The 24,459-nt window shown below is 72.1% G+C and carries 28 protein-coding genes; 10 read left to right on the top strand and 18 right to left on the bottom strand.

Translation table 11 applies throughout. The features are described 5' to 3' along the window. Nucleotides 1-19 precede the first annotated feature (19 nt). Together RR3_RS09155 and RR3_RS09150 are read right to left on the bottom strand one after the other, a co-directional pair. Nucleotides 20-706 carry a TIGR02234 family membrane protein gene (locus tag RR3_RS09155; RefSeq protein ID WP_017681435.1) on the bottom strand — a complete coding sequence of 229 codons (687 nt, stop codon included), beginning with the start codon at nt 704-706 and terminating at the stop codon, nt 20-22. Continuing rightward, nucleotides 703-2,286 carry an anthranilate synthase component I gene (locus RR3_RS09150; protein ID WP_010595275.1) on the bottom strand — a complete coding sequence of 528 codons (1,584 nt, stop codon included), beginning with the start codon at nt 2,284-2,286 and terminating at the stop codon, nt 703-705. Before RR3_RS09150 ends, RR3_RS09155 begins: the two co-directional genes overlap by 4 nt. Before the next feature lie 58 nt (nt 2,287-2,344). On the opposite strand from RR3_RS09150, the gene RR3_RS09145 reads away from it, so the two are divergent. Continuing rightward, nucleotides 2,345-2,815 carry a peroxiredoxin gene (locus RR3_RS09145; RefSeq protein ID WP_010595274.1) on the top strand — a complete coding sequence of 157 codons (471 nt, stop codon included), beginning with the start codon at nt 2,345-2,347 and terminating at the stop codon, nt 2,813-2,815. A 3-nt stretch (nt 2,816-2,818) separates the two neighbouring features. On the opposite strand, the gene RR3_RS09140 is transcribed toward RR3_RS09145, so the two are convergent. Next, a complete protein-coding gene (locus RR3_RS09140) occupies nt 2,819-3,586 on the bottom strand; it encodes a dioxygenase family protein (protein ID WP_010595273.1) in 768 nt (255 codons plus the stop codon). Between the two features lie 116 nt (nt 3,587-3,702). Between RR3_RS09140 and RR3_RS09135 the strand changes: the two genes are divergently transcribed. Both RR3_RS09135 and RR3_RS09130 read left to right on the top strand, forming a co-directional pair. Beyond that, nucleotides 3,703-4,761 carry an NAD-dependent epimerase/dehydratase family protein gene (locus tag RR3_RS09135; RefSeq protein WP_029540099.1) on the top strand — a complete coding sequence of 353 codons (1,059 nt, stop codon included), beginning with the start codon at nt 3,703-3,705 and terminating at the stop codon, nt 4,759-4,761. A 79-nt stretch (nt 4,762-4,840) separates the two neighbouring features. After that, nucleotides 4,841-5,335, top strand: a complete 495-nt coding sequence (locus tag RR3_RS09130; protein ID WP_010595271.1) for a MarR family winged helix-turn-helix transcriptional regulator — start codon at nt 4,841-4,843, stop codon at nt 5,333-5,335. 34 nt (nt 5,336-5,369) lie between these two features. On the opposite strand, the gene pepN is transcribed toward RR3_RS09130, so the two are convergent. Together pepN and RR3_RS09120 are read right to left on the bottom strand one after the other, a co-directional pair. Further along, on the bottom strand, nt 5,370-7,859 hold the full coding sequence (pepN, locus tag RR3_RS09125) for an aminopeptidase N (protein ID WP_064066220.1): 2,490 nt from the start codon (nt 7,857-7,859) through the stop codon (nt 5,370-5,372). 65 nt (nt 7,860-7,924) lie between these two features. Beyond that, nucleotides 7,925-8,194, bottom strand: coding sequence for a tautomerase family protein (locus RR3_RS09120; protein WP_487250753.1), 270 nt, complete (start codon nt 8,192-8,194; stop codon nt 7,925-7,927). A gap of 20 nt (nt 8,195-8,214) precedes the next feature. Between RR3_RS09120 and RR3_RS24885 the strand changes: the two genes are divergently transcribed. After that, complete coding sequence (locus RR3_RS24885; RefSeq protein WP_017681430.1) at nt 8,215-8,364, top strand: hypothetical protein; 150 nt, start codon at nt 8,215-8,217, stop codon at nt 8,362-8,364. 72 nt (nt 8,365-8,436) lie between these two features. Here the strand turns inward: RR3_RS24885 and hisI are convergent, their stop codons facing one another. From hisI to hisD, 11 genes are all read right to left on the bottom strand, one after another. Then, nucleotides 8,437-8,784: a phosphoribosyl-AMP cyclohydrolase gene (gene hisI, locus RR3_RS09115; protein WP_010595268.1), complete on the bottom strand. Its 348-nt coding sequence runs from the start codon at nt 8,782-8,784 to the stop codon at nt 8,437-8,439. Continuing rightward, complete coding sequence (gene hisF / locus RR3_RS09110) at nt 8,781-9,554, bottom strand: imidazole glycerol phosphate synthase subunit HisF (RefSeq protein WP_010595267.1); 774 nt, start codon at nt 9,552-9,554, stop codon at nt 8,781-8,783. The genes hisI and hisF overlap by 4 nt, the downstream gene beginning before the upstream one ends. Next, nucleotides 9,551-10,378: an inositol monophosphatase family protein gene (locus RR3_RS09105; RefSeq protein ID WP_010595266.1), complete on the bottom strand. Its 828-nt coding sequence runs from the start codon at nt 10,376-10,378 to the stop codon at nt 9,551-9,553. Before RR3_RS09105 ends, hisF begins: the two co-directional genes overlap by 4 nt. Before the next feature lie 4 nt (nt 10,379-10,382). Beyond that, nucleotides 10,383-11,117 carry a bifunctional 1-(5-phosphoribosyl)-5-((5-phosphoribosylamino)methylideneamino)imidazole-4-carboxamide isomerase/phosphoribosylanthranilate isomerase PriA gene (priA, locus tag RR3_RS09100; RefSeq protein WP_003935804.1) on the bottom strand — a complete coding sequence of 245 codons (735 nt, stop codon included), beginning with the start codon at nt 11,115-11,117 and terminating at the stop codon, nt 10,383-10,385. A gap of 50 nt (nt 11,118-11,167) precedes the next feature. After that, nucleotides 11,168-11,512: a hypothetical protein gene (locus tag RR3_RS09095; RefSeq protein WP_234420224.1), complete on the bottom strand. Its 345-nt coding sequence runs from the start codon at nt 11,510-11,512 to the stop codon at nt 11,168-11,170. A gap of 65 nt (nt 11,513-11,577) precedes the next feature. Beyond that, the gene (hisH, locus tag RR3_RS09090; protein ID WP_010595265.1) at nt 11,578-12,213 is read right to left on the bottom strand and encodes an imidazole glycerol phosphate synthase subunit HisH; all 636 of its coding nucleotides are present in this window, start codon (nt 12,211-12,213) and stop codon (nt 11,578-11,580) included. 10 nt (nt 12,214-12,223) lie between these two features. Then, nucleotides 12,224-13,363 carry an MFS transporter gene (locus tag RR3_RS09085; RefSeq protein WP_010595264.1) on the bottom strand — a complete coding sequence of 380 codons (1,140 nt, stop codon included), beginning with the start codon at nt 13,361-13,363 and terminating at the stop codon, nt 12,224-12,226. 29 nt (nt 13,364-13,392) lie between these two features. Continuing rightward, nucleotides 13,393-13,548, bottom strand: coding sequence for a CG2302 family histidine operon protein (locus RR3_RS24880; RefSeq protein WP_017681426.1), 156 nt, complete (start codon nt 13,546-13,548; stop codon nt 13,393-13,395). Then, nucleotides 13,548-14,180 (bottom strand): imidazoleglycerol-phosphate dehydratase HisB, encoded by a 633-nt coding sequence (gene hisB, locus RR3_RS09080; RefSeq protein ID WP_010595263.1) that lies wholly within the window; start codon nt 14,178-14,180, stop codon nt 13,548-13,550. Before hisB ends, RR3_RS24880 begins: the two co-directional genes overlap by 1 nt. Beyond that, entirely contained in the window at nt 14,177-15,301 is a 1,125-nt protein-coding gene (locus RR3_RS09075) for a histidinol-phosphate transaminase (protein ID WP_010595262.1), read from the bottom strand. Before RR3_RS09075 ends, hisB begins: the two co-directional genes overlap by 4 nt. Further along, a complete protein-coding gene (hisD, locus tag RR3_RS09070) occupies nt 15,298-16,620 on the bottom strand; it encodes a histidinol dehydrogenase (protein ID WP_026137929.1) in 1,323 nt (440 codons plus the stop codon). Before hisD ends, RR3_RS09075 begins: the two co-directional genes overlap by 4 nt. A 130-nt stretch (nt 16,621-16,750) precedes the next feature. On the opposite strand from hisD, the gene RR3_RS09065 reads away from it, so the two are divergent. From RR3_RS09065 to RR3_RS09040, 6 genes are all read left to right on the top strand, one after another. Further along, on the top strand, nt 16,751-17,134 hold the full coding sequence (locus RR3_RS09065; protein ID WP_010595260.1) for a helix-turn-helix domain-containing protein: 384 nt from the start codon (nt 16,751-16,753) through the stop codon (nt 17,132-17,134). Between the two features lie 175 nt (nt 17,135-17,309). After that, complete coding sequence (locus RR3_RS09060; protein ID WP_017681423.1) at nt 17,310-18,998, top strand: PHA/PHB synthase family protein; 1,689 nt, start codon at nt 17,310-17,312, stop codon at nt 18,996-18,998. 84 nt (nt 18,999-19,082) lie between these two features. Continuing rightward, complete coding sequence (locus RR3_RS09055; RefSeq protein ID WP_010595257.1) at nt 19,083-19,499, top strand: hypothetical protein; 417 nt, start codon at nt 19,083-19,085, stop codon at nt 19,497-19,499. A 77-nt stretch (nt 19,500-19,576) separates the two neighbouring features. After that, the gene (locus RR3_RS09050; RefSeq protein WP_064066006.1) at nt 19,577-20,701 is read left to right on the top strand and encodes a DUF3141 domain-containing protein; all 1,125 of its coding nucleotides are present in this window, start codon (nt 19,577-19,579) and stop codon (nt 20,699-20,701) included. Next, nucleotides 20,698-21,960: a family 1 glycosylhydrolase gene (locus RR3_RS09045; RefSeq protein ID WP_059174644.1), complete on the top strand. Its 1,263-nt coding sequence runs from the start codon at nt 20,698-20,700 to the stop codon at nt 21,958-21,960. The genes RR3_RS09050 and RR3_RS09045 overlap by 4 nt, the downstream gene beginning before the upstream one ends. 29 nt (nt 21,961-21,989) lie before the next feature. Further along, the gene (locus tag RR3_RS09040) at nt 21,990-22,625 is read left to right on the top strand and encodes a LysE family transporter (protein WP_040272571.1); all 636 of its coding nucleotides are present in this window, start codon (nt 21,990-21,992) and stop codon (nt 22,623-22,625) included. Between the two features lie 7 nt (nt 22,626-22,632). Here RR3_RS09040 and RR3_RS09035 read toward each other — a convergent pair whose 3' ends face one another. Together RR3_RS09035 and RR3_RS09030 are read right to left on the bottom strand one after the other, a co-directional pair. Beyond that, the gene (locus RR3_RS09035; protein WP_010595253.1) at nt 22,633-22,929 is read right to left on the bottom strand and encodes a DUF2470 domain-containing protein; all 297 of its coding nucleotides are present in this window, start codon (nt 22,927-22,929) and stop codon (nt 22,633-22,635) included. 10 nt (nt 22,930-22,939) lie between these two features. Then, nucleotides 22,940-24,349: a WS/DGAT/MGAT family O-acyltransferase gene (locus RR3_RS09030; protein WP_040272575.1), complete on the bottom strand. Its 1,410-nt coding sequence runs from the start codon at nt 24,347-24,349 to the stop codon at nt 22,940-22,942. Nucleotides 24,350-24,459 lie beyond the last annotated feature (110 nt).

The raw sequence follows: 24,459 nt of genomic DNA, 5'->3' as shown, positions 1-24,459 counted from the left end.
TGAAGGGTAGTGCGCGCCCTCACCGACCCGTGCGGCGGGTCCCCGAATCGTCGGTGCCGCCCTCCCCGCCTCGATCGGCGGACCGGTCGTCGGCGGCGTCGACCGTGGGGTCCTCCCCCGCGTCGAGCGCGTCCCACAGCGTGCGTTCGGTGACCGGCTCGTCGGCGGTGTCCCGGCGGACCGTGGCCTCCCGGCGGGCGGCGGGGCTGTCGTAGCGGGACGACAGCCCCGCCCGGGCCCGCGGGGTGCGCCACAGCTGCACCGCGGCGGCCAGCGCGGCGACGGCACCGGCCAGGGCGAGCAGCGCCGGGGCGGTGGCGACGGTGAGGGAGGTGACCTCGGCGCGTGCGGGCAACTCGGCGATGCGCGCCGCGGTCGCGTCGTCGGCGCTCCCGGTGAGCAGGCCCACCGCCGGAACGGCGGCAGCGACCGCGACGACCGCGACGAGCACCGCCAGCACCCGCAGTGCCCACCCGCGCACCGCGAAGGACGCCGCGACCGCGGCCAGCAGCGCCAGGGCGAGCGGGGTCAGCGCAGCCGCCCACGTCCCCCCGACGAGCCCGGTGACCCGGTCCTCACCGAGGCCGTCGGAGGAGGTGACGGTCACCCAGGTCAGGCGGCTCGCACCCCACAGCGCGGCGGCGGCGGTCGCGAGCAGCGCGGCGGTCGCGCCGCGGCGCCGCCCGGTGGCGTCGCGAGCACTCACGACCGGTCCCCGTCGTACGGGGTGAGGGTGCCGGCGGCGGCGACGGCGGAGAGCACCGCCATGGCCTTGTTGCGCGCTTCGGTGTCCTCGTAGACCGGGTCGGAGTCGGCCACGACGCCGGCACCGGCCTGCACGTAGGCGACGCCGTCCTTGACCAGGGCGGAACGGATCGCGATGGCGGTGTCGGCGTCACCGGCGAAATCGAGGTAGCCGACGATGCCGCCGTAGATGCCGCGCCGGGTCGGTTCGAGCTCGTCGATCAGTTCCATCGCCCGCACCTTGGGGGCACCGGACAGGGTCCCGGCGGGAAAGCACGCGGTGACCGCGTCGAGGGCGTGCCGGCCTTCGGCGAGGCGACCGGTCACGGTCGAGACGAGGTGCATGACGTGGCTGTAACGCTCGATGTGCCGGTAGTCGTGCACCTTGACCGTGCCGGGTTCGCACACCCGGCCCAGGTCGTTGCGGCCGAGGTCGACGAGCATGAGGTGCTCGGCGTTCTCCTTCTCGTCGGCGAGCAGGTCCTTCTCGAGCAGGATGTCCTCCTCCTCGCTGGTGCCGCGCCAGCGGGTGCCGGCGATGGGATGCGTGGTGGCGACGCCGTCGGCGACGGTCACCAGCGCCTCCGGGCTCGAGCCGACGATGGAGAACGCGGTGCCGCCGTCGCCGTCGGGAACGTGCATGAGGAACATGTACGGGCTCGGGTTCGAGGCCCGCAGCATCCGGTAGACGTCGATCGGCGCCGCGGGGCAGTCGATCTCGAAGCGCTGGGACAGCACCACCTGGAACGCCTCGCCGGCCTCGATCTCGCCGATGAGCCGGCGCACGTCGGCGCCGAAGCCGTCGGTGGTGCGCTGGCGCCGGTAGTCGGGGGCGGGGCGGTCGAAGGTCGAGACGGTCGACGGGGCCGGCGCGGCCAGCGCCGCGGTCATCCGGTCCAGCCGGGCGACGGCGTCGTCGTACGCCTCGTCGACGCGCTCGTCGGAACCGTCCCAGTTGACGGCGTTGGCGATGAGGGTGATCGCGCCCTCGTGGTGGTCGACGGCGGCGAGGTCGGTGGCGAGCATCATCACCGTCTCCGGGATGTGCAGGTCGTCGACAGCGTGTTCGGGCAGCCGTTCGATCCGGCGCACGACGTCGTAGCCGAGGTAGCCGACCATGCCGCCGGTGAGCGGGGGCAGGCCGTGCAGCCGTTCGGTGTGCAGCAGCTGCAACGTCTGCCGCAGCACGTCGAGGGGGTTGCCGCCGGTGGGGGCCCCGGCGGGCACGTGCCCGTACCAGGTGGCCTCGCCGTCGACCACGGTGAGCGCGGCGGGGCTGCCTGCGCCGATGAACGACCACCGGGACCAGGACCGGCCGTTCTCGGCGGATTCGAGCAGGAAGGTGCCGGGCCGGTCGGCGGCGAGCTTGCGGTACGCCGACAAGGGAGTCTCCGCGTCGGCGAGGACCTTGCGGGTCACGGGGACGACCCGGTGCTCGGCGGCGAGGAGCCGGAACTGCTCGCGGGTGGTGGTGGAGTCGGGTCGACCGCCCTCGGTGGGGTCGGGCGCCGCTGCGGGGATGGTGGTGGGCTCGCCGGACATGGCGCCCATCATCCCAGGGCCTGCCGCGACGAGCGCGGTCGCGGTAGCGTCACCGGACATGAGAGCCGGTGATACCGCCCCCGACTTCACGGCGAACGACCAGGACGGGCGTCCGCGGACCCTGTCCGCGCTGCTGGCGGACGGGCCGGTGGTGCTGTTCTTCTACCCGGCCGCGTTCACCCCCGTGTGCACGGCGGAGGCGTGCCACTTCCGGGATCTGGCGGCCGAGTTCGCGGCCGTCGGCGCGACCCGGGTCGGTATCAGCACCGACCCGGTGGACCGGCTGGGCGCATGGTCGACACGCCAGTCGTTCGACTTTCCGCTGCTGTCCGACCCGGACGGCGAGGTGGCGGCCCGGTTCGGGGTGCGCCGGGGGCTGCTCGCCCGGCTGTCGCCGGTCAAGCGGACCACGTTCGTGCTGGACACCGACCGCACCGTGCTCGAGGTGATCGCCAGCGAGGTGCGCCCCGACGTGCACGCGGACCGCGCCCTCGCGGCGCTGCGGGCGCGGCGCGCGGCCCGGGACTGACGGTCAGTCCACCTGGACGGAGCGCTTCGCCAATCCCATCCAGAACCCGTCGATCACCTGCCGGGGCGCCCGCTCCGGGTCGCTCGACGCGCCGAGGGTGACGAACAGCGGGGCGAAGTGCTCGATCGTCGGGTGGGCGTACGGCATGCCGGGCGCCCGGGTGCGGAAGTCGAGCAGACCGTCGACGTCGCCGGCGGCGAGCCGCTCGGCGGCCCAGGCGTCGAACTCGGCGGACCAGCCCGGCGCGGCGGCCTCGGGACGCGGGTCGCGCAGGAACGGCAGACCGTGGGTGGTGAAGCCGGAGCCGACGACGAGCACACCCTGCTCCCGGAGGGGCCGCAGCCGCGCGCCGAGCGCGAGCAGCCGCGCCGGCTCGAGGGTGGGCAGGGAGATCTGCAGGACCGGGATGTCCGCGTCCGGGTACATGACGGTAAGCGGCACGTACGCGCCGTGGTCGAGACCGCGGTGCGGCTGCTGCACGACGGGTTCGCCGTCGGGCATGAGCGCGGCCACCGTGCGGGCGAGGTCGGGGGCACCGGGCGCCGGGTAGGTGACCTCGTAGAAGCGGCGGGGGAACCCGCCGAAGTCGTACACGAGCGGGGTACCGGTGGTGGTGGCACCGATCGTCAGCGGCGCGGACTCCCAGTGCGCGGAGACCACGAGGATCGCGGTGGGGGTCGGCAGGTCGGCGGCCCAGCGCTGCAGCTGCGCCACCCACGTCGCGCTGTCGACCAGGGGCGGCGCACCGTGACTGAGGAACAGGGCGGGCATGAGACTCACACGAACTCCTAATGTTGAAGCTTCAACAATACTACCCGAGGCCGCGCCGGGGCCTCCGGAACGTCCCGGCGGGGATGGATCGGCGACGGGGCGGGTATCCCCCGCCCATGACCGGAACTCAGGGCCCGAAAGTGGTCGTCACGGGCGCGACCGGAAACGTGGGCACCAGCGTCACGGCGGCACTCGCCGCCCGGGAGACCATCGGATCGGTGATCGGCATCGCCCGCCGCCCCACCGACTGGCGCTGCCCCAAGACCGACTTCGTCGTCGCCGACGTCGCCCGCGACGACCTGCACGAGCTGCTGCGGGGTGCCGACGCGGTCGTTCACCTGGCCTGGCTCTTCCAGCCCACCCACAAACCCGAGGTCACCTGGCGCAACAATGTTCTCGGATCGATCCGGGTGTTCGAGACCGCCGCCGCGGCGGGCGTCCCCGCCGTGGTGCACGCCTCGTCGGTCGGCGCCTACTCGCCGGGACCCCAGCACGAACGGATCGACGAGCGCTGGCCCACCCACGGCTGGCCCGGCGCCGCATACCCGCGGGAGAAGGCGTACCTCGAACGCTGGCTCGACGCGTTCGAACTGCGGCACCCCGACCTCCGGGTGGTCCGGATGCGGCCCGGGTTCATCTTCAAGCGCGAGTCCGCCACCGCCCAGCGCCGACTGTTCGCCGGACCGTTCGTCCCCGGACGCCTCGTCCGCGCCCTGCCCGTCGTCCCTCGCACCGCCGGGCTGCGGATGCAGGTACTGCACACCGAGGACGCCGCCGACGCGTACGTGCGGGCCGTGCTGCGACCGGTGCGGGGCGCCTTCAATCTCGCCGCCGAGCCCCCGGTCGACACCGAAGTCCTCGCCGAGATCCTCGGGGCCCGCACGGTGCCCGTCCCGGCCGCGGCGCTGCACGCGGCCGTCGCCGTCGCCTGGCACGCCCGGCTCGCCCCCGCCTCCCCCGGGCTGCTCGACACGGTGCTGCGGCTGCCGCTCATGGACTGCACCCGCGCCCGCACGGATCTCGAGTGGATCCCACGGTTCTCCCCCCGGGCCACTCTCGAGGAGTTCCTGACCGGACTCCGCGACGGCGCGGGACTGCCGACGCCGCCCCTGACGGCGGACAGCATGGGCGGCCGACTGCACGAGGTCGCCACCGGCATGGGACAGCGCCCCTGACCATCGGCTCCGACGGGACGCCGGCCTCCCGCACCGGCGGTCCCGATAGGGTGGACGATCGAGAAAGGACGGTGCACCAGTGGGCTCCGCGCAGATCGACGACACCGAGTGGCTGACCGCATCCCAGCAGCGGGCCTGGCGGAAACTGGTGGCACTGATCACCCGGTTGCCGGCCGCGCTCGACACGCAGCTGCAGCGGGACTCGGCGCTCACCCACTTCGACTACTCGGTCCTCGCCGAGCTGTCCGAGGCGCCCGGCCGGCGGCTGCGCCTGTCCGAGCTGGCGCAGCTGTCCAACGCGTCGCTCTCGCGGCTGTCCCACGTGGTGACCAAGCTGGAGAACGCCGGGTGGGTGCGCCGGCAGAGCGTGCCCGGCACGCGCGGCTCGTACGCGGTGCTCACCGACGCCGGCATGACCAAGCTCGTCGAAGCGGCGCCCGGTCACGTCGCGACCGTCCAGGCCCTGGTGTTCCGGGGCCTCGACGACGAACAGGTCGCCGCGCTCACCGAGCTCGGCACCGCACTGCTCGGGCAACTCGACCGGGGCATCGCCGCCGGGACCGGCAAGGCCTGACTCCGACGACCGCCCGGTCCGGCGGGACCTCCGCTCAGCCGAGCGCCTGGGCCCGCAGGTCGCGGGCCAGGTGGTCGCGCTGCTCGACCACCAGGCGCCGCAATGCCGCCGGGGCGTCGGCGTGCGCGTCGAGCCACCGGTCGCTCGGCTCGAGGGTGTCCCCGGCCGGGAACAACCCGACGACGATCCGGCGCGCCATCTCGATACTGCGCTCGGACCACACCGTGCGGATCGCGGCGAAGTAGTCGTCGTCGAACGGGGCGATCAGTTCCCGGTGCGCCCCGGCCCGGAACCCGGCGATGGTGGCGTCGAGGTGCTCGTTCGACAGCGCCGTGTCGGTGAGGATCGCGGTCCACGCCTGTTCCTTGACCGCGGCGAGTGGTCGCGCGGCCAGGGCGCGCAGCCGAGCGGTCCGTCCGGAACCGGTGTCGTCGCGGGCGAGTTCCCCGTCGAGATCGGCGGGTTCCGCGTGCCCGGTGGCCGCCAGGGCGGTCCACAGCTGCCAGCGCAGATCCGGATCCGACCGCAGCCCCTGCGGTGCCTTCCCGGTCCCGTCGAGCATCGCCCGTAGCTCCGCGGCGCGGGTGTCGTCGACGGTGGCGGCCGTCGCGACCGCGCGGGCCCAGGCGAGTTGCCCGTCCGACCCCGGCTCGGCGGTGAACGTCGCCGTCCAGGCCGCTTCCAGCCAGAGGCGGCGCTGCTCGGGCCGGCTCGTCATCGGCAGGTAGTGCTCGATCGCATAGGACGCGTTCGCCGTCAGCGCGGTCAGCAGGGCCGGATTCGATTCGGACACCGCGAACCTGCGGACCGCGGCCAGGTACCGCGCCGCGCTCAGCTCCCCGTCACGGGTGGCGTTCCACAGCGCCGACCAGATCAATCCCCGCGCCAGCGGGTCGGCGACGCGGTCGAGCGAATGCTCCACCGTCTCGAGCGAGCGTGGATCGAGCCGGACCTTGGCGTAGGTCAGGTCGGCGTCGTTGAGCAGGATCAGCGGCGCGGGCGCGCACTCGATCGGGGTGCGTTCGGCCTCGAGGTCGACCTCGACGCGGCGCCGGCAGACCAGGTCGCCGTGCTCGTCGAAGTCGTAGTGCCCGACGGCCAGCCGGTGGGGTCGCGCCGGCCGCTGGACGATCGCGGACCGCCCCTCCCCCGCGTCCTCGAGCGTCAGGGTCGACACACCGCTGGTCTGCAACCAGGCGCGCGCCCAGCCCGACAGATCCCGCCCCGACGTCGCCGACAGCTCGGCGAGCAGATCCGCGAGAGTGGTGTTCCCGAAGGCGTGCCTGCGGAAGTAGCGCCGCGCGCCCTCGAAGAAGGCGTCCCGCCCGACGAAGGCGACGAGCTGCTTGAGGACGCTCGCCCCCTTCGCATACGTGATGCCGTCGAAGTTGAGTTTGGCGGCCTCGAGGTCACCGATGTCGGCGACGATCGGGTGGGTCGTCGGCAACTGGTCCTGCAGGTAGGCCCATGCCTTGCGCCGGTTCGCGAAGGCGACCCACGCGTCGGTGAACTCGGTGGCCTCGGCGCTGACCAGCGCGCCCATGTAGTCGGCGAAGGACTCCTTGAGCCACAGGTCGTCCCACCACGTCATGGTGACGAGGTCGCCGAACCACATGTGGGCCATCTCGTGCAGGATCGTGTTCGCGCGGGCCTGGTACTGCGCGGTGGTGGCGGCGCCGCGGAACACGTACGCCTCGGTGAAGGTGACGCACCCCGGATTCTCCATCGCACCCAGGTTGTACTCGGGCACGAACACCTGGTCGTACTTGCCGAACGGGTAGGGATAGCCGAAATGGTCGGCGTAGAAGTCCATCCCCTGCCGGGTCACCGCGAAGACCGCTTCGGCGTCGAGGTACTGCGCCAGCGAGGCGCGGCACAACACGGCCAGGGGAACGGCGAGTTCGTCCCGGCTCCACGAGGATTCGGCGCGGTGGTACGGTCCCGCCACGACGGCGGTGATGTAGGTGGAGATCGGCAGTGTCGGCGCGAACTTCACCGTCTGGGCGTCGCCGAGCGACTCACGTTCGGCGACATGCTGATTGGACAGCACCTGCCAGCCCGCCGGGGCGGACACGACGAAGGTGAACGGCGCCTTCATGTCCGGCTGCTCGAAGCACGCGAACACGCGTCGCGCGTCCGCGGGTTCGTACTGCGTGTACAGGTAGGTCCGGCCGTCGGCGGGATCGAGGTACCGGTGCAGACCCTCGCCGGACCTGCTGTAGCTTGCGGTGGCGACGACGGTGACGACGTTGTGCGCGCGCAGGCCGCTCAGCCCGATGCGCGCGCCGTCGTACCGGACGGGCACCGCGGCGCCGTTGAGCACGACCGACTCCACGGCGGGGCCGAGGAAGTCGAGCCACGTCGCGTCCGCAGTCGCGGAGAACTCGACCGTCGTCGTGGTCGTGAAGCCGGGGTTCCCGGCGTCCGGGGCGCCGCGCAGGTCGAGCTCGACGTGGTAGCTGCGGACCGACACGGCCCGGGAACGCTCGGCGGTTTCGGCTCGGGTCAGGTTCGCGGACTCCATACGGCGATCCTGCCAGGATCCGCCGGCCGGGACCGTCGGCCGGCGCGCGTCGCGGGCGGTGCGCTCTACCCGAGCGGGACACCTCCGACTCCCCACTGCTCCCGCGGCACCTCGGTGATGGTCACCCACACCGACTTCGCATCCTTGCCCGTCGCCTCCGCGTAGGCCTTGGTCACCGCCTCGATGGTGGCGCGCTTCTGCTCGACGGTGAGACCGGGGGTCTGGCTGATCTGGATGAGAGGCATGGGTGCATTGTGCCGCACCGCCGGTCGACGAGGCGTAACGAAACAATCCGGTCGGTCGATTTCCCCTCGGACACCGTCCTCGTCATGCATCACCTCTCGGAAGGATCAGCATGGGATCGTCGGAACTGTTCACCGAGTTCGTCGGCTGGGCCGCGGAAGGCTTCCTCACGGGGGATCCGATCCGGTCGGCCATCGGCACCGTCGTGTTCCTCGGACTCGGCCTGTGGAGCCTGCTCACCGGCGCGCCGATCGTCATCTGACGGCCGCTCCGCGGCCGGTGTGTCCTTTGGGCTGCTGGAGCAGCCCAAAGGACACACCGGCGCCGGAGGCGCCTATTCGGCGGCGAGCAGGACGTCCGCGTCGAAGCACGTGTGGGTGCCGGTGTGGCACGCGGCCCCGACCTGGTCGACGACGAGCAACACCGTGTCGCCGTCGCAGTCGAGCCGCACCTCGTGCACGTGCTGGGTGTGGCCGGAGGTCTCGCCCTTGACCCAGTACTGTCCGCGTGAACGCGAGAAGTACGTCGCCGTGCGGGTCTCGAGGGTCCGCGCGAGCGCCTCGTCGTCCATCCATGCCATCATCAGCACCTCGCCGGTGGCGCGTTCCTGCGCGACGGCGGCGAACAGCCCCGCCTCGTTGCGCTTGAGCCGCGCCGCGATCGCCGGATCCAGCCTGTTCATCGCACCTCGATCCCCTCTGCGCGCATCGCCGCCTTCACCTGCGGGATGGTGAGCTCCCCGAAATGGAACACGCTGGCCGCGAGCACCGCGTCGGCGCCGGCGTGCACGGCCGGCGCGAAGTGCTCCACCGCTCCGGCGCCGCCGCTGGCGATCACCGGCACGTGGACCGCGGCGCGCACCGCCTGGATCATCGGCAGGTCGAATCCGGACTTGGTGCCGTCGGCGTCCATCGAGTTCAGCAGGATCTCCCCCACCCCGAGTTCCGCGCCGCGGCGGGCCCATTCGACGGCGTCGATGCCGGTGCCCCGACGACCGCCGTGCGTGGTGACCTCCCAGCCCGACGGGGTGTCGTCCTCGCCGTCGGGCACGGTGCGGGCGTCGACGGACAGCACGATGCACTGCGAGCCGAACCGCTCGGACATCTCGCGCAGCACCTCGGGGCGGGCGATGGCAGCGGTGTTGATGCTGACCTTGTCCGCGCCGGCCCGCAGCAGCCGATCCACGTCCTCGACGGTGCGCACACCGCCGCCCACCGTCAACGGGATGAACACCTGTTCGGCCGTGCGGCTGACCACGTCGAGCATGGTGCCGCGATCGCCGCTGGACGCGGTGACGTCGAGGAAGGTCAACTCGTCCGCGCCCTGCAGGTCGTACGCAGCGGCGAGCTCGACGGGATCACCGGCGTCGCGCAGGTTCTCGAAGTTCACCCCCTTGACGACGCGGCCGGCGTCGACGTCCAGACACGGGATCACCCGCACTGCCAGGGTCATGTAATTCGGTCCTCCTCGGGGACGGGACCGGCGAGCGATCCCACGATGTCGAGTATCTCCTCGTGCACACCCGGCGCTCCGGCGACCACCGAACCGGATCCGATGCGCCAGGGCTCGCCGGCGAAGTCGGTGGCGCGGCCACCGGCTGCCCGGACCAGAGCGACACCGGCGGCGTTGTCCCACGGGTGGTGCCCGAAGACGACGGCCGCGCCGAGCACGCCGGCCGCCGTGTACGCCAGGTCCACTCCGGTCGAACCGTGCATGCGCAGGCGGGAGACCCGGCGGCTGAGCTCGGTGATGACATCGAGACGGCGTCGGCCCGGGATGCGCCCGCGGCTGTCGATGTCGAAGCTGCCCACACCGACCATCACCTCCCCGAGAGCCGCCGGCTGCAGCGGCGGCTGGGGACGGCCGTTGCGCAGCAGCGGCCCGCCGGCGGTGGCCGCGAACCGGTCTCCGACGAACGGCAACCAGGTCAGTCCGAGGACCGGGTCGCCGTCCCGGACGAGCGCGAGCAGGATCCCCGCCGTGGGGAGCCCGGCCGAGTAGTTGACGGTGCCGTCGATGGGGTCGAGCAGCCATACCGTGCCCGAATCGGCTTCGGGACCGCCGAACTCCTCGCCGTGCACGGAGATGCCGGTGCGCCGCTCGAGTTCGGAGGAGATGCTCCGTTCGAGCTCGAGGTCGAGGTCGGTGGCGAAGTCGTTGGGGCCCTTGTCCACCGAGCGCGGCGCCCCGCGACCGGCGACGAAACGTTCCGACGCGACGTCGAGCACCTCGCCGGCGACGGCGAGCAGGCTGGACAGGTCGGCGGGCGTGGTCATCGGATCAGCGCGAGACCGCGTCGAGTGCCTCGGTGAGCGTGAACCGGCCGGCGTACAGCGCCTTGCCGACGATGGCACCCTCGACGCCCCGGTCGACGAGACCGGCGATCGCCCGCAGGTCGTCGAGGGCGGACACGCCGCCGGAGGCGACGACGGGAGCGTCGGTGGCGGCGCAGACCTGGGCGAGCAGATCGAGGTTGGGGCCGGTGAGGGTGCCGTCCTTGGTGACGTCGGTGACGACGTACCGGCTACAACCGTCGCGGTCGAGCCGCGCGAGGACCTCCCACAGGTCGCCGCCGTCGGAGACCCAGCCGCGGCCGCGCAGACGCCACTGTCCGTCGATGAGCTTGACGTCGAGTCCGACGGCAATGCGGTCGCCGTACTCGGCGATGGCGCGGGCGCACCAGTCGGGATCCTCGATGGCGGCGGTGCCGAGGTTGACACGGGCGCACCCGGTGGCCAGCGCCGCTTCGAGGGACTCGTCGTCGCGGATACCGCCCGACAGTTCGACCTTCACATCGAGCTCGCCGACGACGTCGGCGAGGAGCTCGCGGTTGGAGCCACGCCCGAAGGCGGCGTCGAGATCGACGAGGTGCACCCATTCGGCGCCGGCGTTCTGCCATTCGAGGGCGGCATCGCGCGGAGAGCCGTAGCTGGTCTCGCTGCCCGCCTCTCCCTGGACGAGGCGAACTGCTTCACCGTTGGCGACATCGACTGCAGGCAAAAGGACCAGGCTCACTGCGCCCATGCTAGCGGGTCGCGGCGGCCGCCGAGCACCGGCCCCGACGGTCAAACGTCCCCGTCGCGGCGCGGCACATCGTTACCGTCGCGGCGCGGCACATCGTTACCGTCGCGGCGCGGCACATCGTTACCGTCGCGGCGCGGCACATCGTCCCCGTCGCGGCGCGGCACATCGTTACCGTCGCGGCGCGGCACATCGTTACCGTCGCGGCGCGGCACATCGTTACCGTCGCGGCCGAAGGCGCGGCGCGTCATCCGTGTCGAGACGACGCCCATCGCGCCGATCGCGCCGGCCACGCCGGCGAGGGCGACGATCAACGCGACGACGGGCCCCGGTTGCAGCACCACGATCACGACGGTGGCGAGCAGGAGCACGCCCGTGGCGGCACCCATCGCGGTCAGGGCCAGCCGGCCGAGTGAGAAGCCCGGCCGGGCCGGGTCGTCGCCCGCGCCGCGGTTCACAAACTGCCGACCCAGTTGCGCAGCAGTTCGGCCCCGGCGTCACCGGACTTCTCGGGATGGAACTGCGTCGCCGACAGCGGGCCGTTCTCGACCGCGGCGAGGAACCGCACGCCGTGCTCGGCCCAGGTCAGTGCGGGCGGAGCGATGAGCTCCGACGGCGGCAGCTCCCACGTCTGCGCGGCGTAGGAGTGCACGAAGTAGAACCGGGTGTCGGGGTCCATGCCCGCGAACAGCACGCTGTTGTCGGGGGCGTCGACGGTGTTCCACCCCATGTGCGGCAGTACCGGCGCATCGAGGCGTTCGACGGTGCCGGGCCATTCGCCGCAGCCGTCGGTCTCGACCCCGAATTCCACACCCTTGTCGAAGAGGATCTGCATGCCGACGCAGATGCCGAGCACGGGACGGCCGCCGGCGAGCCGCTGGCCGATGATGCGGTCCCCGCGCACCGCCTTCAGTCCCGCCATGCACGCCGCGAACGCGCCGACACCGGGCACGACCAGGCCGTCGGCGGCGAGCGCGACCTGCGGGTCGGCGGTCACCTCCACCTGCACGCCGGTGCGCGCCACCGCGCGCGTCGCCGAATGCAGATTGCCGGAGCCGTAGTCGAGGACGGCGACCTTGGTTGCGCTCATGGCCTCGATTCTATGGGGCCGCGCCGCGCCGCTCCGACGGCCCGGCGATCCGCGCGAGCAGCGGCAGGAGCGGCACGAGCAGCGCGACGGTGGCGAAGGCGGCGGGATAGCCTGCGACGGTGGCGATCCCGCCGAGCAGCAGGGATCCGGCCCCGGTGCCCGCGTCGAAGCCGATGTTCCAGGCGGCGCTCGCGGCGCCGATGTGGGCGGGTCCGGCGCGACGGAACGCCAGCATCAGCGCGTCGTTCTGGACGATCCCGAAACCGAGACCGAATACCACGGCCGCACCGAGCAGTACCGCCGCGCCACCGCGCTCGTCCGCGGCGAGCGCGAACGGCACCATCGCCACGGCGACCAGACCGAGCCCGGCCGGCAGGAGCCGGCCCGCGCCGATCCGGTCCGCGACCGCGCCGGCACCGTAGCGGCCGACGAGGGTGGACGCGCTGATCAGCGCCAACGCGACCGCCACGTACCCGGAGGCCGCGGGTACGGCGATCGCCAGCAGCGAGGTGAGGCCACCGTAGGCGACAGCGCCGGCGGCGATCGCCACCGCCGGCAGGGCCAGTGCGCCGAGCGGCATGCGGCTTCCGGCCGCGCCGGGGCGGCGGGCGACCACCCGCGGCAGGCGCGCTATCGCGACGAGCGCGAACGTGGGCACCGCTGCGCCGAGCACGAACACGGGCACGGTGGAGGCCCGCTCGGCGACGGCCAGGCCGAGCGGCAGGCCGACCATCTGCGCCGCGGCGATGGCGATGCCCTGTGCCCCGGTGGCGCGACCGAGCAGCCGGGCGGGGGCGAGTTCGGCCACGAGCGCGGCGCTGGCCACGGTGATCATGCCGAAGCCGATGCCGCGCACCGCGGAGGTCGGCAGCACCACGGCCGGATGCAGTGACAGCAGGAGCAGCAGCGACGGCACGCCGAGGAGCAGGCATCCGGCGGCGAGCACGGTGCGGTAGCCGCGGGCCCGGACCAGGCGCGGGACGGCCGGCTGGGTGAGCACGGTCGCGGCCATGAACACCGCCGTCACCGCCCCGGCGAGGGTGCCGCTGCCGCCGGCGTCGGCGACGGCCTGCGGCACCACGGGCAGCAGCAGGGAGAAGCCGGCGAACGCGCCCGCCGCCATCGCCCAGGCGGCGGGCAGGCCCGGCACCCCGATCAGGCCGGGCCGATCCGAGGGGGTCAGAGCAGCCTCAGCACGCCGGCGATCGCGGCAAGCAGGGTCAGCGCCAGCAGCACTCCGGCGAAGAGGTTGTTCCCGGCCCGCCACATCGACCAGGTGCCGCCTGCGGCGAGGCCGGCCACCATGAACAGGCCGTAGGTCAGGACGACGTCCACTACAGGGTGCCCTTGGTCGACGGCACGCCGCTGACCCGGGGATCCGGCTCGACGGCCTGGCGCAACGCTCGCGCGACGGCCTTGAATTCGGCCTCGGTGATGTGGTGCTGGTCGCGGCCGTAGAGCACGCGGACGTGCAGGGCGATGCGGGCGTGGAAGGCCAGGGATTCGAACACGTGCTTGTTGATCACGGTCGAGTACGGCACGCCGGGGTAACCGCCGATCACCGAGTGCACCATGTAGTCCGGTTCGCCGGTGTGCACGCAGTAGGGACGGCCGGAGACGTCCACCGCCGCGTGCGCGAGGGTCTCGTCCATCGGGATGAAGGCGTCCCCGAAGCGGCGGATGCCGCGCTTGTCCCCGAGCGCCTGGTTCAGCGCCTGGCCGAGGACTATGGCGGTGTCCTCGACGGTGTGGTGCGCCTCGATCTCGATGTCGCCCTGCGCGCGCACGGTCAGGTCGAAGCTGGCGTGCTGACCGAGTGCGGTGAGCATGTGGTCGTAGAACGGGACACCGGTGGCGATGTCGGTGCGGCCGGTGCCGTCGAGGTTCAGCTCGACGACGATGGACGACTCCTTGGTGGTCCGTTCGATCCGCGCGGTGCGCGGGGTGGGGGTGGTCTGCTCGCTCATCGCGCGTCCTCGATCTCGGTGGCGGCGAGCTTTTCGCTCACCCGTAGCAGTTCGTCGTTCTCGTGGGGCAGGCCGACGGTGGTGCGCAGGAACCCGGGGATGCCGACGTCCCGGATCAGCACTCCCTCGTCGAGGTAGCGGCGCCAGGTGGCGGCGGCGTCGGCGAAGCGGCCGAACAGGACGAAATTCGCATCCGAAGGCACCACGTGGTAGCCGAATCGGGTCAGCTCGGTCACGATGCGGTCGCGTTCGGCGCACAGCCGCGCGACCGAGCCGAGAGTCTCGTCGGCGTGGCGCAGCGCGGCGCGGGCGGCGGCCTGGGTGAGCACCGACAGGTGGTAGGGCAGCCGCACGAGCAGCAGCGCTTCGACGACGGCGGGCGCGGCGGCGAGGTAGCCGAGCCGGCCACCGGCGAACGCGAACGCCTTGCTCATGGTGCGCGAGACGATCACCTTGGCCGGGTACTCGTCGATCAGGGCGAGCGCGCTGGGGGCGGCGGAGAACTCGGCGTAGGCCTCGTCGACGATCACGATGCCGGGGGCGGCCGCGCAGATCGCGCGCAGCTCGTCCAGCGGGATGCTGTGTCCGGTCGGGTTGTTGGGGCTGGTGACGAAGACCACGTCGGGGCGCTGCACCCGGATGGCGGCGACCGACGAGTCGACGTCGAGGGTGAAGTCCTCGCCCCGGTACGTGGGCAACCACTCGGTCTGGGTGCCGTCGGCGATGATCGGGTGCATCGAGTAGGACGGCACGAACCCCATCGCGGAGCGGCCCGGGCCGCCGAAGGCCTGCAGGATCTGCTGCAGGATCTCGTTGGATCCGTTGGCGGCCCAGACGTTCTCGACGCTCACGGCGACCCCGGTCTGCCGCGTGAGGTAGGCGGCCAGGTCGGTGCGCAGCGCGACGGCGTCACGGTCGGGGTAGCGGTGCAGCTGCGCGGCAGCCTCGCGCACCGACTCGGCGACGTCGTCGATCAGCGCCTGCGTCGGCGGGTGCGGGTTCTCGTTGGTGTTCAGCTGCACCGGCACCGTCAGCTGCGGCGCACCGTAGGCGGACTTGCCGCGCAGGTTCTCCCGCAGTGGCAGGTCGTCGACGGTGATACCGGATCCCGGCGTGCTCACTGCTGGTCCTCGAAGCGCAGCCGTACCGCCTCGCCGTGGGCGGGCAGGTCCTCGGCGGTGGCGAGGGTGATCACGTGTCCCGCGACGTCCTCGAGCGCCTCCCGGGTGTACTCGACGACGTGGATGCCCCGCAGGAACGTCTGCACGCTCAGGCCGGACTGGTGCCGGGCGCAGCCGGCGGTGGGCAGCACGTGGTTCGAGCCGGCGCAGTAGTCGCCGAGGCTGACCGGCGCCCAGGGACCGACGAAGATCGCGCCCGCAGCCCGCACCCGCGCCGCGACCGCGGACGCGTTCTCGGTCTGGATCTCGAGGTGTTCGGCGGCGTAGGCGTTCACGACCTGCAGACCCTGGTCGACATCGTCGACGAGGACGATCCCGGACTGGCTGCCCGACAACGCGGTCCGTACACGTTCGCGGTGCTTGGTGCGCTCGAGCTGGGCGTCGACGGCGGCGTCGACGGCGTCGGCGAGGTCGGCGCTGGTGGTGACGAGCACCGACGCCGCCATGACGTCGTGCTCGGCCTGGCTGATCATGTCGGCGGCGACGTGCACCGGGTCGGCGGTGTGGTCGGCCAGGATGGCGATCTCGGTGGGGCCGGCCTCGGCGTCGATGCCGACCACGGCGCGGCACAGGCGCTTGGCGGCGGTGACGTAGATGTTGCCCGGGCCGGTGATCATGTCCACGGGCGCCAGTTCGGCACCCTCGGTGTCGGTGCCGCCGTAGCTGAGCAGCGCCACGGCCTGGGCCCCGCCGACGGCCCACACCTCGTCGACGTCGAGCAGGGCGGCAGCGGCGAGGATCGTCGGGTGCGGCAGGCCCCCGAAGTTCGCCTGCGGCGGGGAGGCGACGACGAGCGACTCGACACCGGCGGCCTGGGCGGGCACGACGTTCATCACGACCGACGAGGGGTAGACGGCGTTGCCGCCGGGCACGTACAGCCCCACCCGCTCGACCGGCACCCAGCGTTCGGTGACGGTGCCGCCGGGCACGACCTCGGTGACGGTGTCGGTCCGGCGCTGGTCCTGGTGCACCGTGCGGGTGCGTTCGATCGCCACAACCAGCGCCGAACGCACGGCGGGATCGAGTTCGTCGAGCGCCCGGTCGAGTTCGACCCTCGGGACCCGCACGCGGTCGGGACGGACCCCGTCGAACTTCTCGCTGTAGTCGAGGGCCGCGACGGCGCCTCGGTCGCGTACGTCCTCGACGACGGGCCGCACCTGATGCAGCACCGCGTCCACATCCACTCCGCCGCGGGGCAGCGCGCCCCTCAGCTCCGCAGTGGTGGGGGTTCGACCGCGCAGGTCGGTGCGGGCAAGCATGAGGTGTCCTCTCTCGCGAACGGGGGTCCGTTCCATTATCCGTGATGGCGGCGATCACCCTCGACGGCAGTCCCCGAACGCGCCGTCGGCGCGCTCCGGAGCGAGGGGCAGCCGGACCTATGCTGACCCCATGGAGGACGATGCGTCGCGCCCCCCGACGTTGGGGGAGCTGATCCGCCGGCAACGTGAGCTCGCCGAGTTGCCCATGCGGCAGCTGGCCGCGATGGTGGGGATCTCGAACCCGTACCTGTCGCAGATCGAACGGAACCTGCGCGCACCGAGCGAGCGCGTGCTGCAGGCGATCGCCGAGCAGCTGCATCTGTCGGCCGACGCGCTGACGGCGGAGGTGGGCCGGCCGGACCCGGGCGAGTCGGCGGTGGTCCGCGCGATCCACGAGGATCCGGACCTGACCAACGCGCAGCGCCGGTCGCTGGTGGAGATGTACGAGGCGTTCCGGGAGGTGACGGTGGGCAAGCGTCGTCGTGGCGCGCGCCCCGACGACGGCACGGAGTGAGGAAGTTCACATCGCACCCGCCAATGTGAGCCTTCCTCATGTTTCGGCTGGTGAGGGGCCCGCCCCGGACCATGCCCGGCACGTGCAGCTCGCATGTACCTCGCGGTAAGATGCGCGGCTCGGCACGCGGTGTCACCCTCGGGACACACCCCTCTTCCTCGTCTGGAGATGTCCCTTGCTCGACCACGTGCACAAGAAGTTGAAGTCGACCCTGGACCCGATCGGCTGGGGTCCCGCAGTGACGTCGGTGGCCGGACGCGCGGTCCGCAACCCTCAGGCCGTCACCGCCGCGACGGCGGAGTACGCGGGCCGGCTGGCGAAGATCCCGGCCGCGGCCACCCGCGTGTTCAACGCGAACGATCCCGACGCACCGATGCCGGTCGACCCGCGGGACCGCCGCTTCTCCGACACCGCGTGGCAGGAGAACCCCGCGTACTTCTCGCTCCTGCAGAGCTACCTGGCCACGCGGGCCTACGTCGAGGAACTCACCGAGGCCGGCTCCGGCGATCCGCTGCAGGACGGTAAGGCACGCCAGTTCGCGAACCTGATGTTCGACGCGTTGGCGCCGTCGAACTTCCTGTGGAATCCCGGTGTGCTCACCCGCGCCTTCGAGACCGGCGGGGCGAGCCTGCTGCGCGGCGCCCGCTACGCCGCGCACGACATCCTCAACCGCGGCGGCCTGCCGTTGAAGGTGGATTCGGACGCGTTCACCGTCGGCGAGAACCTCGCGGCCACACCCGGCAAGGTGGTCTTCCGCAACGACCTGATCGAGCTGATCCAGTATGCGCCGCAGACCGAGCAGGTGCACGCGGTGCCGATCCTGGCCGCACCGCCCTGGATCAACAAGTACTACATCCTCGACCTCGCGCCCGGCCGGAGCCTCGCCGAATGGGCGGTCCAGCACGGCCGAACCGTGTTCATGATCTCGTACCGGAACCCGGACGAGTCGATGCGGCACATCACGATGGACGACTACTACGTCGACGGCATCGCCACTGCGCTGGACGTGGTCGAGGAGATCACCGGCTCGCCGAAGATCGAGGTGCTCTCCATCTGCCTCGGCGGCGCGATGGCCGCGATGGCCGCCGCGCGCGCGTTCGCCGTCGGCGACAAGCGCGTGAGCGCCTTCACGATGCTCAACACGCTGCTCGACTACAGCCAGGTCGGGGAACTGGGTCTGCTGACCGACCCGGCGACGCTGGACCTCGTCGAGTTCCGGATGCGGCAGCAGGGCTTCCTGTCCGGCAAGGAGATGGCCGGCAGCTTCGACATGATCCGCGCGAAGGACCTCGTCTTCAACTACTGGGTCTCGCGGTGGATGAAGGGCGAGAAGCCGGCGGCCTTCGACATCCTCGCGTGGAACGAGGACAGCACGAGCATGCCCGCGGAGATGCACTCGCACTACCTCCGGTCGCTCTACGGCCGCAACGAGCTCGCCGAGGGCCTCTACGTGCTCGACGGACAGCCGCTGAACCTGCACGACATCGCGTGTGACACCTATGTCGTCGGCGCGATCAACGACCACATCGTGCCCTGGACGTCGTCGTACCAGGCGGTGAACCTGCTCGGGGGCGACGTGCGCTACGTGCTCACCAACGGCGGGCACGTCGCCGGTGCGGTGAACCCCCCGGGCAAGCGGGTGTGGTTCAAGGCCGTCGGCGCGCCGGACGCCGAGTCCGGCACCCCCCTGCCCGCGGATCCGCAGGTCTGGGACGAGGCCGCCACCCGCTACGAGCACTCGTGGTGGGAGGACTGGACGGCGTGGTCGAACAAGCGCGCCGGGGAACTGGTGGCGCCGCCGGCCATGGGGAGTACCGCCCATCCCCCGCTCGAGGATGCTCCGGGTACGTACGTCTTCAGCTGAGGACTTGCCCGTTAGCAATCATCCTGCTAACCTGCTAACAGCGTCCTCCGAGGCGCTGTCGCACACTCGAACGGAAGGAACGCCATGACCACCGCCAAGACCCCGGTCGACGCCGCCGTCGCCAAGACCACCGCCGACGCCGCCAAGGCCAACGAGGCCGCTGCCAAGGCCACCGCGGACGCCACCGCCGCCGCTCAGAAGATCGCCGAGTCGGCCACCGCCGCCGCCAACCAGGCCACCGCCGAGTTCACCAAGGCCCTCGACGACAGCGCCGCCCGCCTGAGCGAGTTCAACGACAAGGTCGTCGACGCCGCCAAGCAGAGCGGCAACCTGACCGTCGATACCTACGAGCGCGCCGTGTCGAGCCTGCTCGACCTGCAGGAGAAGCTCGCCTCCGCCAGCCCCGTCGGCTGGGTCGAGGACCTCACCAAGGCGCAGGTCTCCTTCGCCCGGGAGCTGACCGCCACGGTCACCACCACCGCCCGCGATCTCCTCAAGTGATCGATTGTGCGTCTTTTCCGTCGCGATCACGACGGAGAAGCCGTACCACCACACCGGGCGCCGGTTCAATGAACCCCATGGATGCCCTGCAGACCGTCGCGATCGCCGCCGCCCCGTTCCGTCTCGGGGCGGCGGCGATCGCCGGTTGGAGCAGCTACCTGGCCACCCTGGCCCGGCGCGGCGCGCATCCACTCGACGTCGCGACCGACATCGCCGACTGGTGGCGGGCGCTCACCGACCGCGAACCGCCGCACTGGGCGCATCCGTGGCCCGTCGCACACTCCTGGCCGCTCACCCGGCTGCGTGACTGCAGCGACCCCGACGCCCCGGAACCGGAAGCCGTACCCACCCTGCTGCTGCCGCCGCAGTCCGGGTCGCACTCGTGCATCGTCGATCTCTCCTCCGACCGCAGTCAGGTCCAGGCCCTGCGCGGCGGCGGGCTGACACGGCTGTACTGCCTGGACTGGGCCCCCGCCGGTCCGGCCACCGACAGCGCCTCCCTCGACGACCATCTCGCCGTCCTCGCCGAGGCCGTCGACCTGCTCGGCGGTCGGGTCAACCTGATCGGCGGCAGCCAGGGCGGCTGGCTCGCGGCGATGCACACCGCCCTGCACCCGCAGACCGTGCACAGCCTCACCGTCGCGGGGGCGCCGATCGACTTCCACGCCGACCGTCCCGCTGCCGTCGCCTTCGACCACCTGCCCCGCGCGGTGTCCACGTCCGTGCTGAACCTGTGGTACGACACCGGCCGGCTGTTCGGGGTGCTGCCCACCGACCCGGTGAGCGAGATCGAGCGCAGCCTCGAACTGCTGGGTCTGCTCGACGACCCCGAGACCCTCGCCCAGGCGATCGAGGAACGCCGGTGGTTCCTCTGGCGGCAGGAGATCCCTGCGGCGTTCCGGACGTGGATCCTCGAGCACCTGTTCATCGGCAACGACCTTGTCGCCGGCGCCGTCACCACCGCTGCCGGCACGGTGGACCTGACCGCCGTCGAGTGCCCCGTGCACATCGTCCTCGGTCGACACGACCTCGTGGTGCCACCGGGACAGGTCCTCGCCCTCGCCGACCAGGTGCGCACCCCCGCGGGTGACATCACGGTGCACGAGGTCGATGCCGGGCACCTCGGGTTGTTCGTCGGCCGGCGCGCCCTCGCCGACCTGTGGCCACGGCTCGCTGCCCGGATCGCCGCGCACTCCCGATGAGGATCTCCGCCACCGCAGTCCGGGCGGCCGCGGTCGCGGCGGCCGCGGTGGCGGTGGTACTGGCCGTCGTCGCAACCCCCGCCGCGGCGGCGCCGGCGGCGCCCGCCCACGCCCCGGCCGACGGGTTCCTGTGGGGCGTGTCGAGTTCGGGCTTCCAGTCCGAAGGCTCACCGCCGGACAGCAACTGGACCCGATACGCCGCGGCGGGCCGCACCCGCGAACCTGTCGGCACGTCGGTGGATTTCCGGCACCGCTACCGGGAGGACATCGCCGCCGCCGCAGGCCTCGGGGTGGACGTGTTCCGGTTCTCGGTCGAGTGGTCCCGCATCCAACCCACCCCACACGACTGGGACGAGACCGAACTGCGCTACTACGACGACGTGGTCGCGGCGGTGCGCGGGCACGGCATGATCCCGATGATCACCCTCGACCACTGGGTGTACCCCGGCTGGATCGCCGACCGCGGCGGCTGGCGCGATCCCGCCACGATCGAGGCGTGGCTCGCCAACGCCGAGCGGGTCGTCGCCCGGTACGCCGGGCAGGGGGTGATGTGGGTGACGATCAACGAACCGACCATCTACGTCCAGAAGGAACTCGCCTTCGGCGGGCTCACCGCCGGCGACGTCCCGCGCATGTTCGACGCCCTGGTCGTCGCGCACCGCGCCGTCTATGCCCGGATCCACGAACTGGATCCGGGGGCGCGCGTGACGTCGAACACCGCATACATACCCGGCGTCCAGACCGGACTCGACACGCTGTTCGTCGACCGGGTCCGCGACACCCTCGACTTCCTCGGCCTGGACTACTACTACGGCGCCACGGTGGACAACCCGAGCGCGATCCACGCGCTCACCGACGACTTCGCCTCGATCGTTCCGCATCCCGACGGGATGTACGAGGCGCTGATGCACTACACCCACCGTTACCCCGGGCTGCCGCTGTACGTGGTGGAGAACGGAATGCCCACCGCCGACGGGGCGCCCCGCGCCGACGGCTGGACCCGGGCGCGACACCTGCGTGAGCACGTCGACCGGGTGCGCCGAGCCGCGGCCGACGGCGCCCCCGTCTTCGGATACAACTACTGGTCGATCACCGACAACTACGAGTGGGGAAGCTACACACCACGTTTCGGCCTCTACACCGTCGACGTGCGCACCGATCCGGATCTGATGCGCCGCCCGACCGACGGGGTCGCCGCCTACCGGGCCGTCACCGGCGAGCCCTGGCCGGTGCCGGTGCCGGCACCGGTGCCGAGATGACCCGCCCGGCCCGGTCGTAGCATGGCGGGATGACCTGGCAGACCTGGGTGGCCCTGCTCGGCGCGTCCTGGATGATCAGCCTCTCCCCCGGCGCCGGCGCCATCGCATCGATGTCCTCGGGCCTCGCCCACGGGTTGCGGCGCGGCTGGTGGAACATCGTCGGACTGCAACTCGGCCTGCTGCTGCAGATCGTCGTGGTCGCCGCCGGCGTCGGCGCGATCCTCGCCGGATCCGCCGCCGCCTTCACGGTGATCAAGTGGTTCGGCGTCGCCTACCTCGTCTATCTGGGAGTGCGCCAGTGGCGCACGCGGCCCACCGAGGTCACCCCCGACGCGGCGCCGGGTCTCGGCTCGGCACCGGTCCTGGTGGCCCGCGGCTTCCTGATCAACGCGAGCAACCCGAAGGCTGTGGTGTTCATGCTGGCCGTACTGCCGCAGTTCCTCGATCCCGGGGCTCCGCTGCTGCAGCAGTACCTGATCATCGCGGCGACCATGGTGACCGTCGACATGATCGTCATGACCGGATACACGGGTCTGGCGGCACGGGTGCTGACGCTGATGCGCTCGCCACACCAGCAGCGCCTCACCGGCCGGGTGTTCTCCGGGCTGTTCTTCGCTGCCGCCGCGTTCCTCGCCACCGTGCGCCGCACGGCCACCGCGGCCTAGCGTCCGGTCAGTGCTGTCGCGGCGGCACGCCGAGCCGCTCGCACGCGGCGTGATACAGGGCGACGACCGCGGTACGGATCCCCGCCCGGTCGGCGACGGGTTCGAGCCACGGCACCCGCACCGTCGTCTCGGTGCCGCCCACCTCGGCGACCCACTCGCCGAACTCGGTGTGCACGCCGGTCATGCGCGCGACGTCTGCCGTGGGTTCGGCGAACGCACGGACCACCAGCAGGTTGTCGTCGGCGTGGTCGTCGTTCATGTGCCGGGTCACGGCCGCGACGACGGCGGGCTCGAAGGAAGTCACGCCGGCGAGCCTAGCCCGACCGATCGTGGCCGGCGGCCGGCACCCCGAAGGCGCGTTCGAGTGCGGTGAGTTCGTCGTCGAGGTGCCCGAGGAGACGATCGAGCCGCGGGACGCTGCGGCTGCACGAGGTCAGACCGAAGGCGATCCGGTCGTCGGTGCTGGTGCAGGTGATGTTGAGGGCCTGCCCGTCGACCGGCACCGACAGCGGGTACAGGGCGTCGACGCGGGCACCGTTCCAGTACAGCGGCTCGGTCGGGCCGGGCACGTTGGAGACGATCACGTTGAACGGCGGGCGGACCACGGCCCGGTTGCCGGTGAGCACCCCCACCGCGAGCGGTGCCATGCCCAGGGCACTCACGGTGAGCAGCGCCGTCTGGGAGCGGCCCCGCAGGGACTGCTTGCCGTCGACCATCGCGTCCCTGACGGCGAGCAGGCGCGCCGCCGAGTCGTCGAGGTGGGTCGCCAGCGGGCACATCAGGACGCCGACGTCGTTGCCGCCCTCGGTGGTCTTCTCCCGCCGCAGCGAGACCGGCACCATCGCGACGAGCGAATCGTCGGGCAGGGCCTCGTGTTCGAGCAGATAGGCGCGCAGTGCTCCCGCGGACATCGCGAGAACGACATCGTTGACGGTGGCGCGGGCCGCCTCGGCGACGCGCCGCAGCCGCACCAGCGACCAGTCGTGCGCGGCGAAGCGGCGGCCACCGGCGATGGAGACGTTGAACATCGTGCGCGGCGCCGCGAGCGACATCGCGCCACCTCGGCCCCGCAGGGCCCGGTCCACGGTCCCGACCACGGCGGGCACCATCCCGACGGTCTCGCCGATCACGCCGCGCACGGCGCGCACCGTCACGCCCGGCAGGTCGAGCGCGGTCCCCACCGCGGAGTGCACCGGGTCCGGGGACGGGAAGGGCGACCAGGGCGCCGGCATGTCGGTGCGGTCCGGGTCGGCGCTCAGGGCCCGGTGCAGCAGCCGCATGGCACCGACCCCGTCGGCGAGGGCGTGGTGGATCTTCGTGTAGATCGCGTACCGGCCGTCGGCGAGACCCTCGATCAGGTGCATCTCCCACAGCGGCCGGCTGCGGTCGAGCAGGGTGCTGTGCAGCCGGGACACCAGCGCGCGCAGTTCGGCGTTCCCGCCGGGCTGCGGCAGCGCGTCGCGCCGGACGTGGTACTCGAGATCGAAGTGCGGATCGTCCTCCCACGCCCACATCCCGAAGGTGGTGAGCGAGCGGACGGCTCGTCGGCGCCACAGGGACGCCACGTCGTCACGGGCGAGGGCCGCGTCGAACAAGGTGCGCAGGGTACGGGCGTCGCCGCCCGGCGGCGGCTGCAGCAGGATCAGTCCCCCGACATGCATGGGATGTTCGCGCGACTCGCCGAGCAGGAACATCGAGTCGGTCGGTGCCATCGGCAGACGCATGCGAACTCTCTCCGCTCCCCCGCCGGGGAACTCGTTCGTGGTGGGCCCCCTGTGACCCGCCGGACGCGCGCCGCCGCCGTGAGGTGCCTCACGGCGGCGGATACGTAGCC

The organism is Rhodococcus ruber NBRC 15591, from assembly GCF_001894945.1.
GTDB lineage: Bacteria > Actinomycetota > Actinomycetes > Mycobacteriales > Mycobacteriaceae > Rhodococcus > Rhodococcus ruber.
This window is presented reverse-complemented; position numbering and strand designations above follow the sequence as displayed.

Excerpts from the sequence above, each read along its gene's own strand:
- RR3_RS09150 (WP_010595275.1), bottom strand. The coding sequence starts at position 2,286 with ATGTCCGGCGAGCCCACCACCATCCCCGCAGCGGCGCCCGACCCCACC.
- RR3_RS09145 (WP_010595274.1), top strand. The coding sequence starts at position 2,345 with ATGAGAGCCGGTGATACCGCCCCCGACTTCACGGCGAACGACCAGGAC.
- RR3_RS09140 (WP_010595273.1), bottom strand. The coding sequence starts at position 3,586 with ATGCCCGCCCTGTTCCTCAGTCACGGTGCGCCGCCCCTGGTCGACAGC.
- RR3_RS09135 (WP_029540099.1), top strand. The coding sequence starts at position 3,703 with ATGACCGGAACTCAGGGCCCGAAAGTGGTCGTCACGGGCGCGACCGGA.
- pepN (WP_064066220.1), bottom strand. The coding sequence starts at position 7,859 with ATGGAGTCCGCGAACCTGACCCGAGCCGAAACCGCCGAGCGTTCCCGG.
- RR3_RS09120 (WP_487250753.1), bottom strand. The coding sequence starts at position 8,194 with ATGCATGACGAGGACGGTGTCCGAGGGGAAATCGACCGACCGGATTGT.
- RR3_RS24885 (WP_017681430.1), top strand. The coding sequence starts at position 8,215 with ATGGGATCGTCGGAACTGTTCACCGAGTTCGTCGGCTGGGCCGCGGAA.
- hisI (WP_010595268.1), bottom strand. The coding sequence starts at position 8,784 with ATGAACAGGCTGGATCCGGCGATCGCGGCGCGGCTCAAGCGCAACGAG.
- hisF (WP_010595267.1), bottom strand. The coding sequence starts at position 9,554 with ATGACCCTGGCAGTGCGGGTGATCCCGTGTCTGGACGTCGACGCCGGC.
- RR3_RS09105 (WP_010595266.1), bottom strand. The coding sequence starts at position 10,378 with ATGACCACGCCCGCCGACCTGTCCAGCCTGCTCGCCGTCGCCGGCGAG.
- RR3_RS09095 (WP_234420224.1), bottom strand. The coding sequence starts at position 11,512 with ATGGGTGCCGCCACGGGCGTGCTCCTGCTCGCCACCGTCGTGATCGTG.
- hisH (WP_010595265.1), bottom strand. The coding sequence starts at position 12,213 with ATGAGCGCAACCAAGGTCGCCGTCCTCGACTACGGCTCCGGCAATCTG.
- hisB (WP_010595263.1), bottom strand. The coding sequence starts at position 14,180 with ATGAGCGAGCAGACCACCCCCACCCCGCGCACCGCGCGGATCGAACGG.
- hisD (WP_026137929.1), bottom strand. The coding sequence starts at position 16,620 with ATGCTTGCCCGCACCGACCTGCGCGGTCGAACCCCCACCACTGCGGAG.
- RR3_RS09065 (WP_010595260.1), top strand. The coding sequence starts at position 16,751 with ATGGAGGACGATGCGTCGCGCCCCCCGACGTTGGGGGAGCTGATCCGC.
- RR3_RS09055 (WP_010595257.1), top strand. The coding sequence starts at position 19,083 with ATGACCACCGCCAAGACCCCGGTCGACGCCGCCGTCGCCAAGACCACC.
- RR3_RS09050 (WP_064066006.1), top strand. The coding sequence starts at position 19,577 with ATGGATGCCCTGCAGACCGTCGCGATCGCCGCCGCCCCGTTCCGTCTC.
- RR3_RS09045 (WP_059174644.1), top strand. The coding sequence starts at position 20,698 with ATGAGGATCTCCGCCACCGCAGTCCGGGCGGCCGCGGTCGCGGCGGCC.
- RR3_RS09040 (WP_040272571.1), top strand. The coding sequence starts at position 21,990 with ATGACCTGGCAGACCTGGGTGGCCCTGCTCGGCGCGTCCTGGATGATC.
- RR3_RS09030 (WP_040272575.1), bottom strand. The coding sequence starts at position 24,349 with ATGCGTCTGCCGATGGCACCGACCGACTCGATGTTCCTGCTCGGCGAG.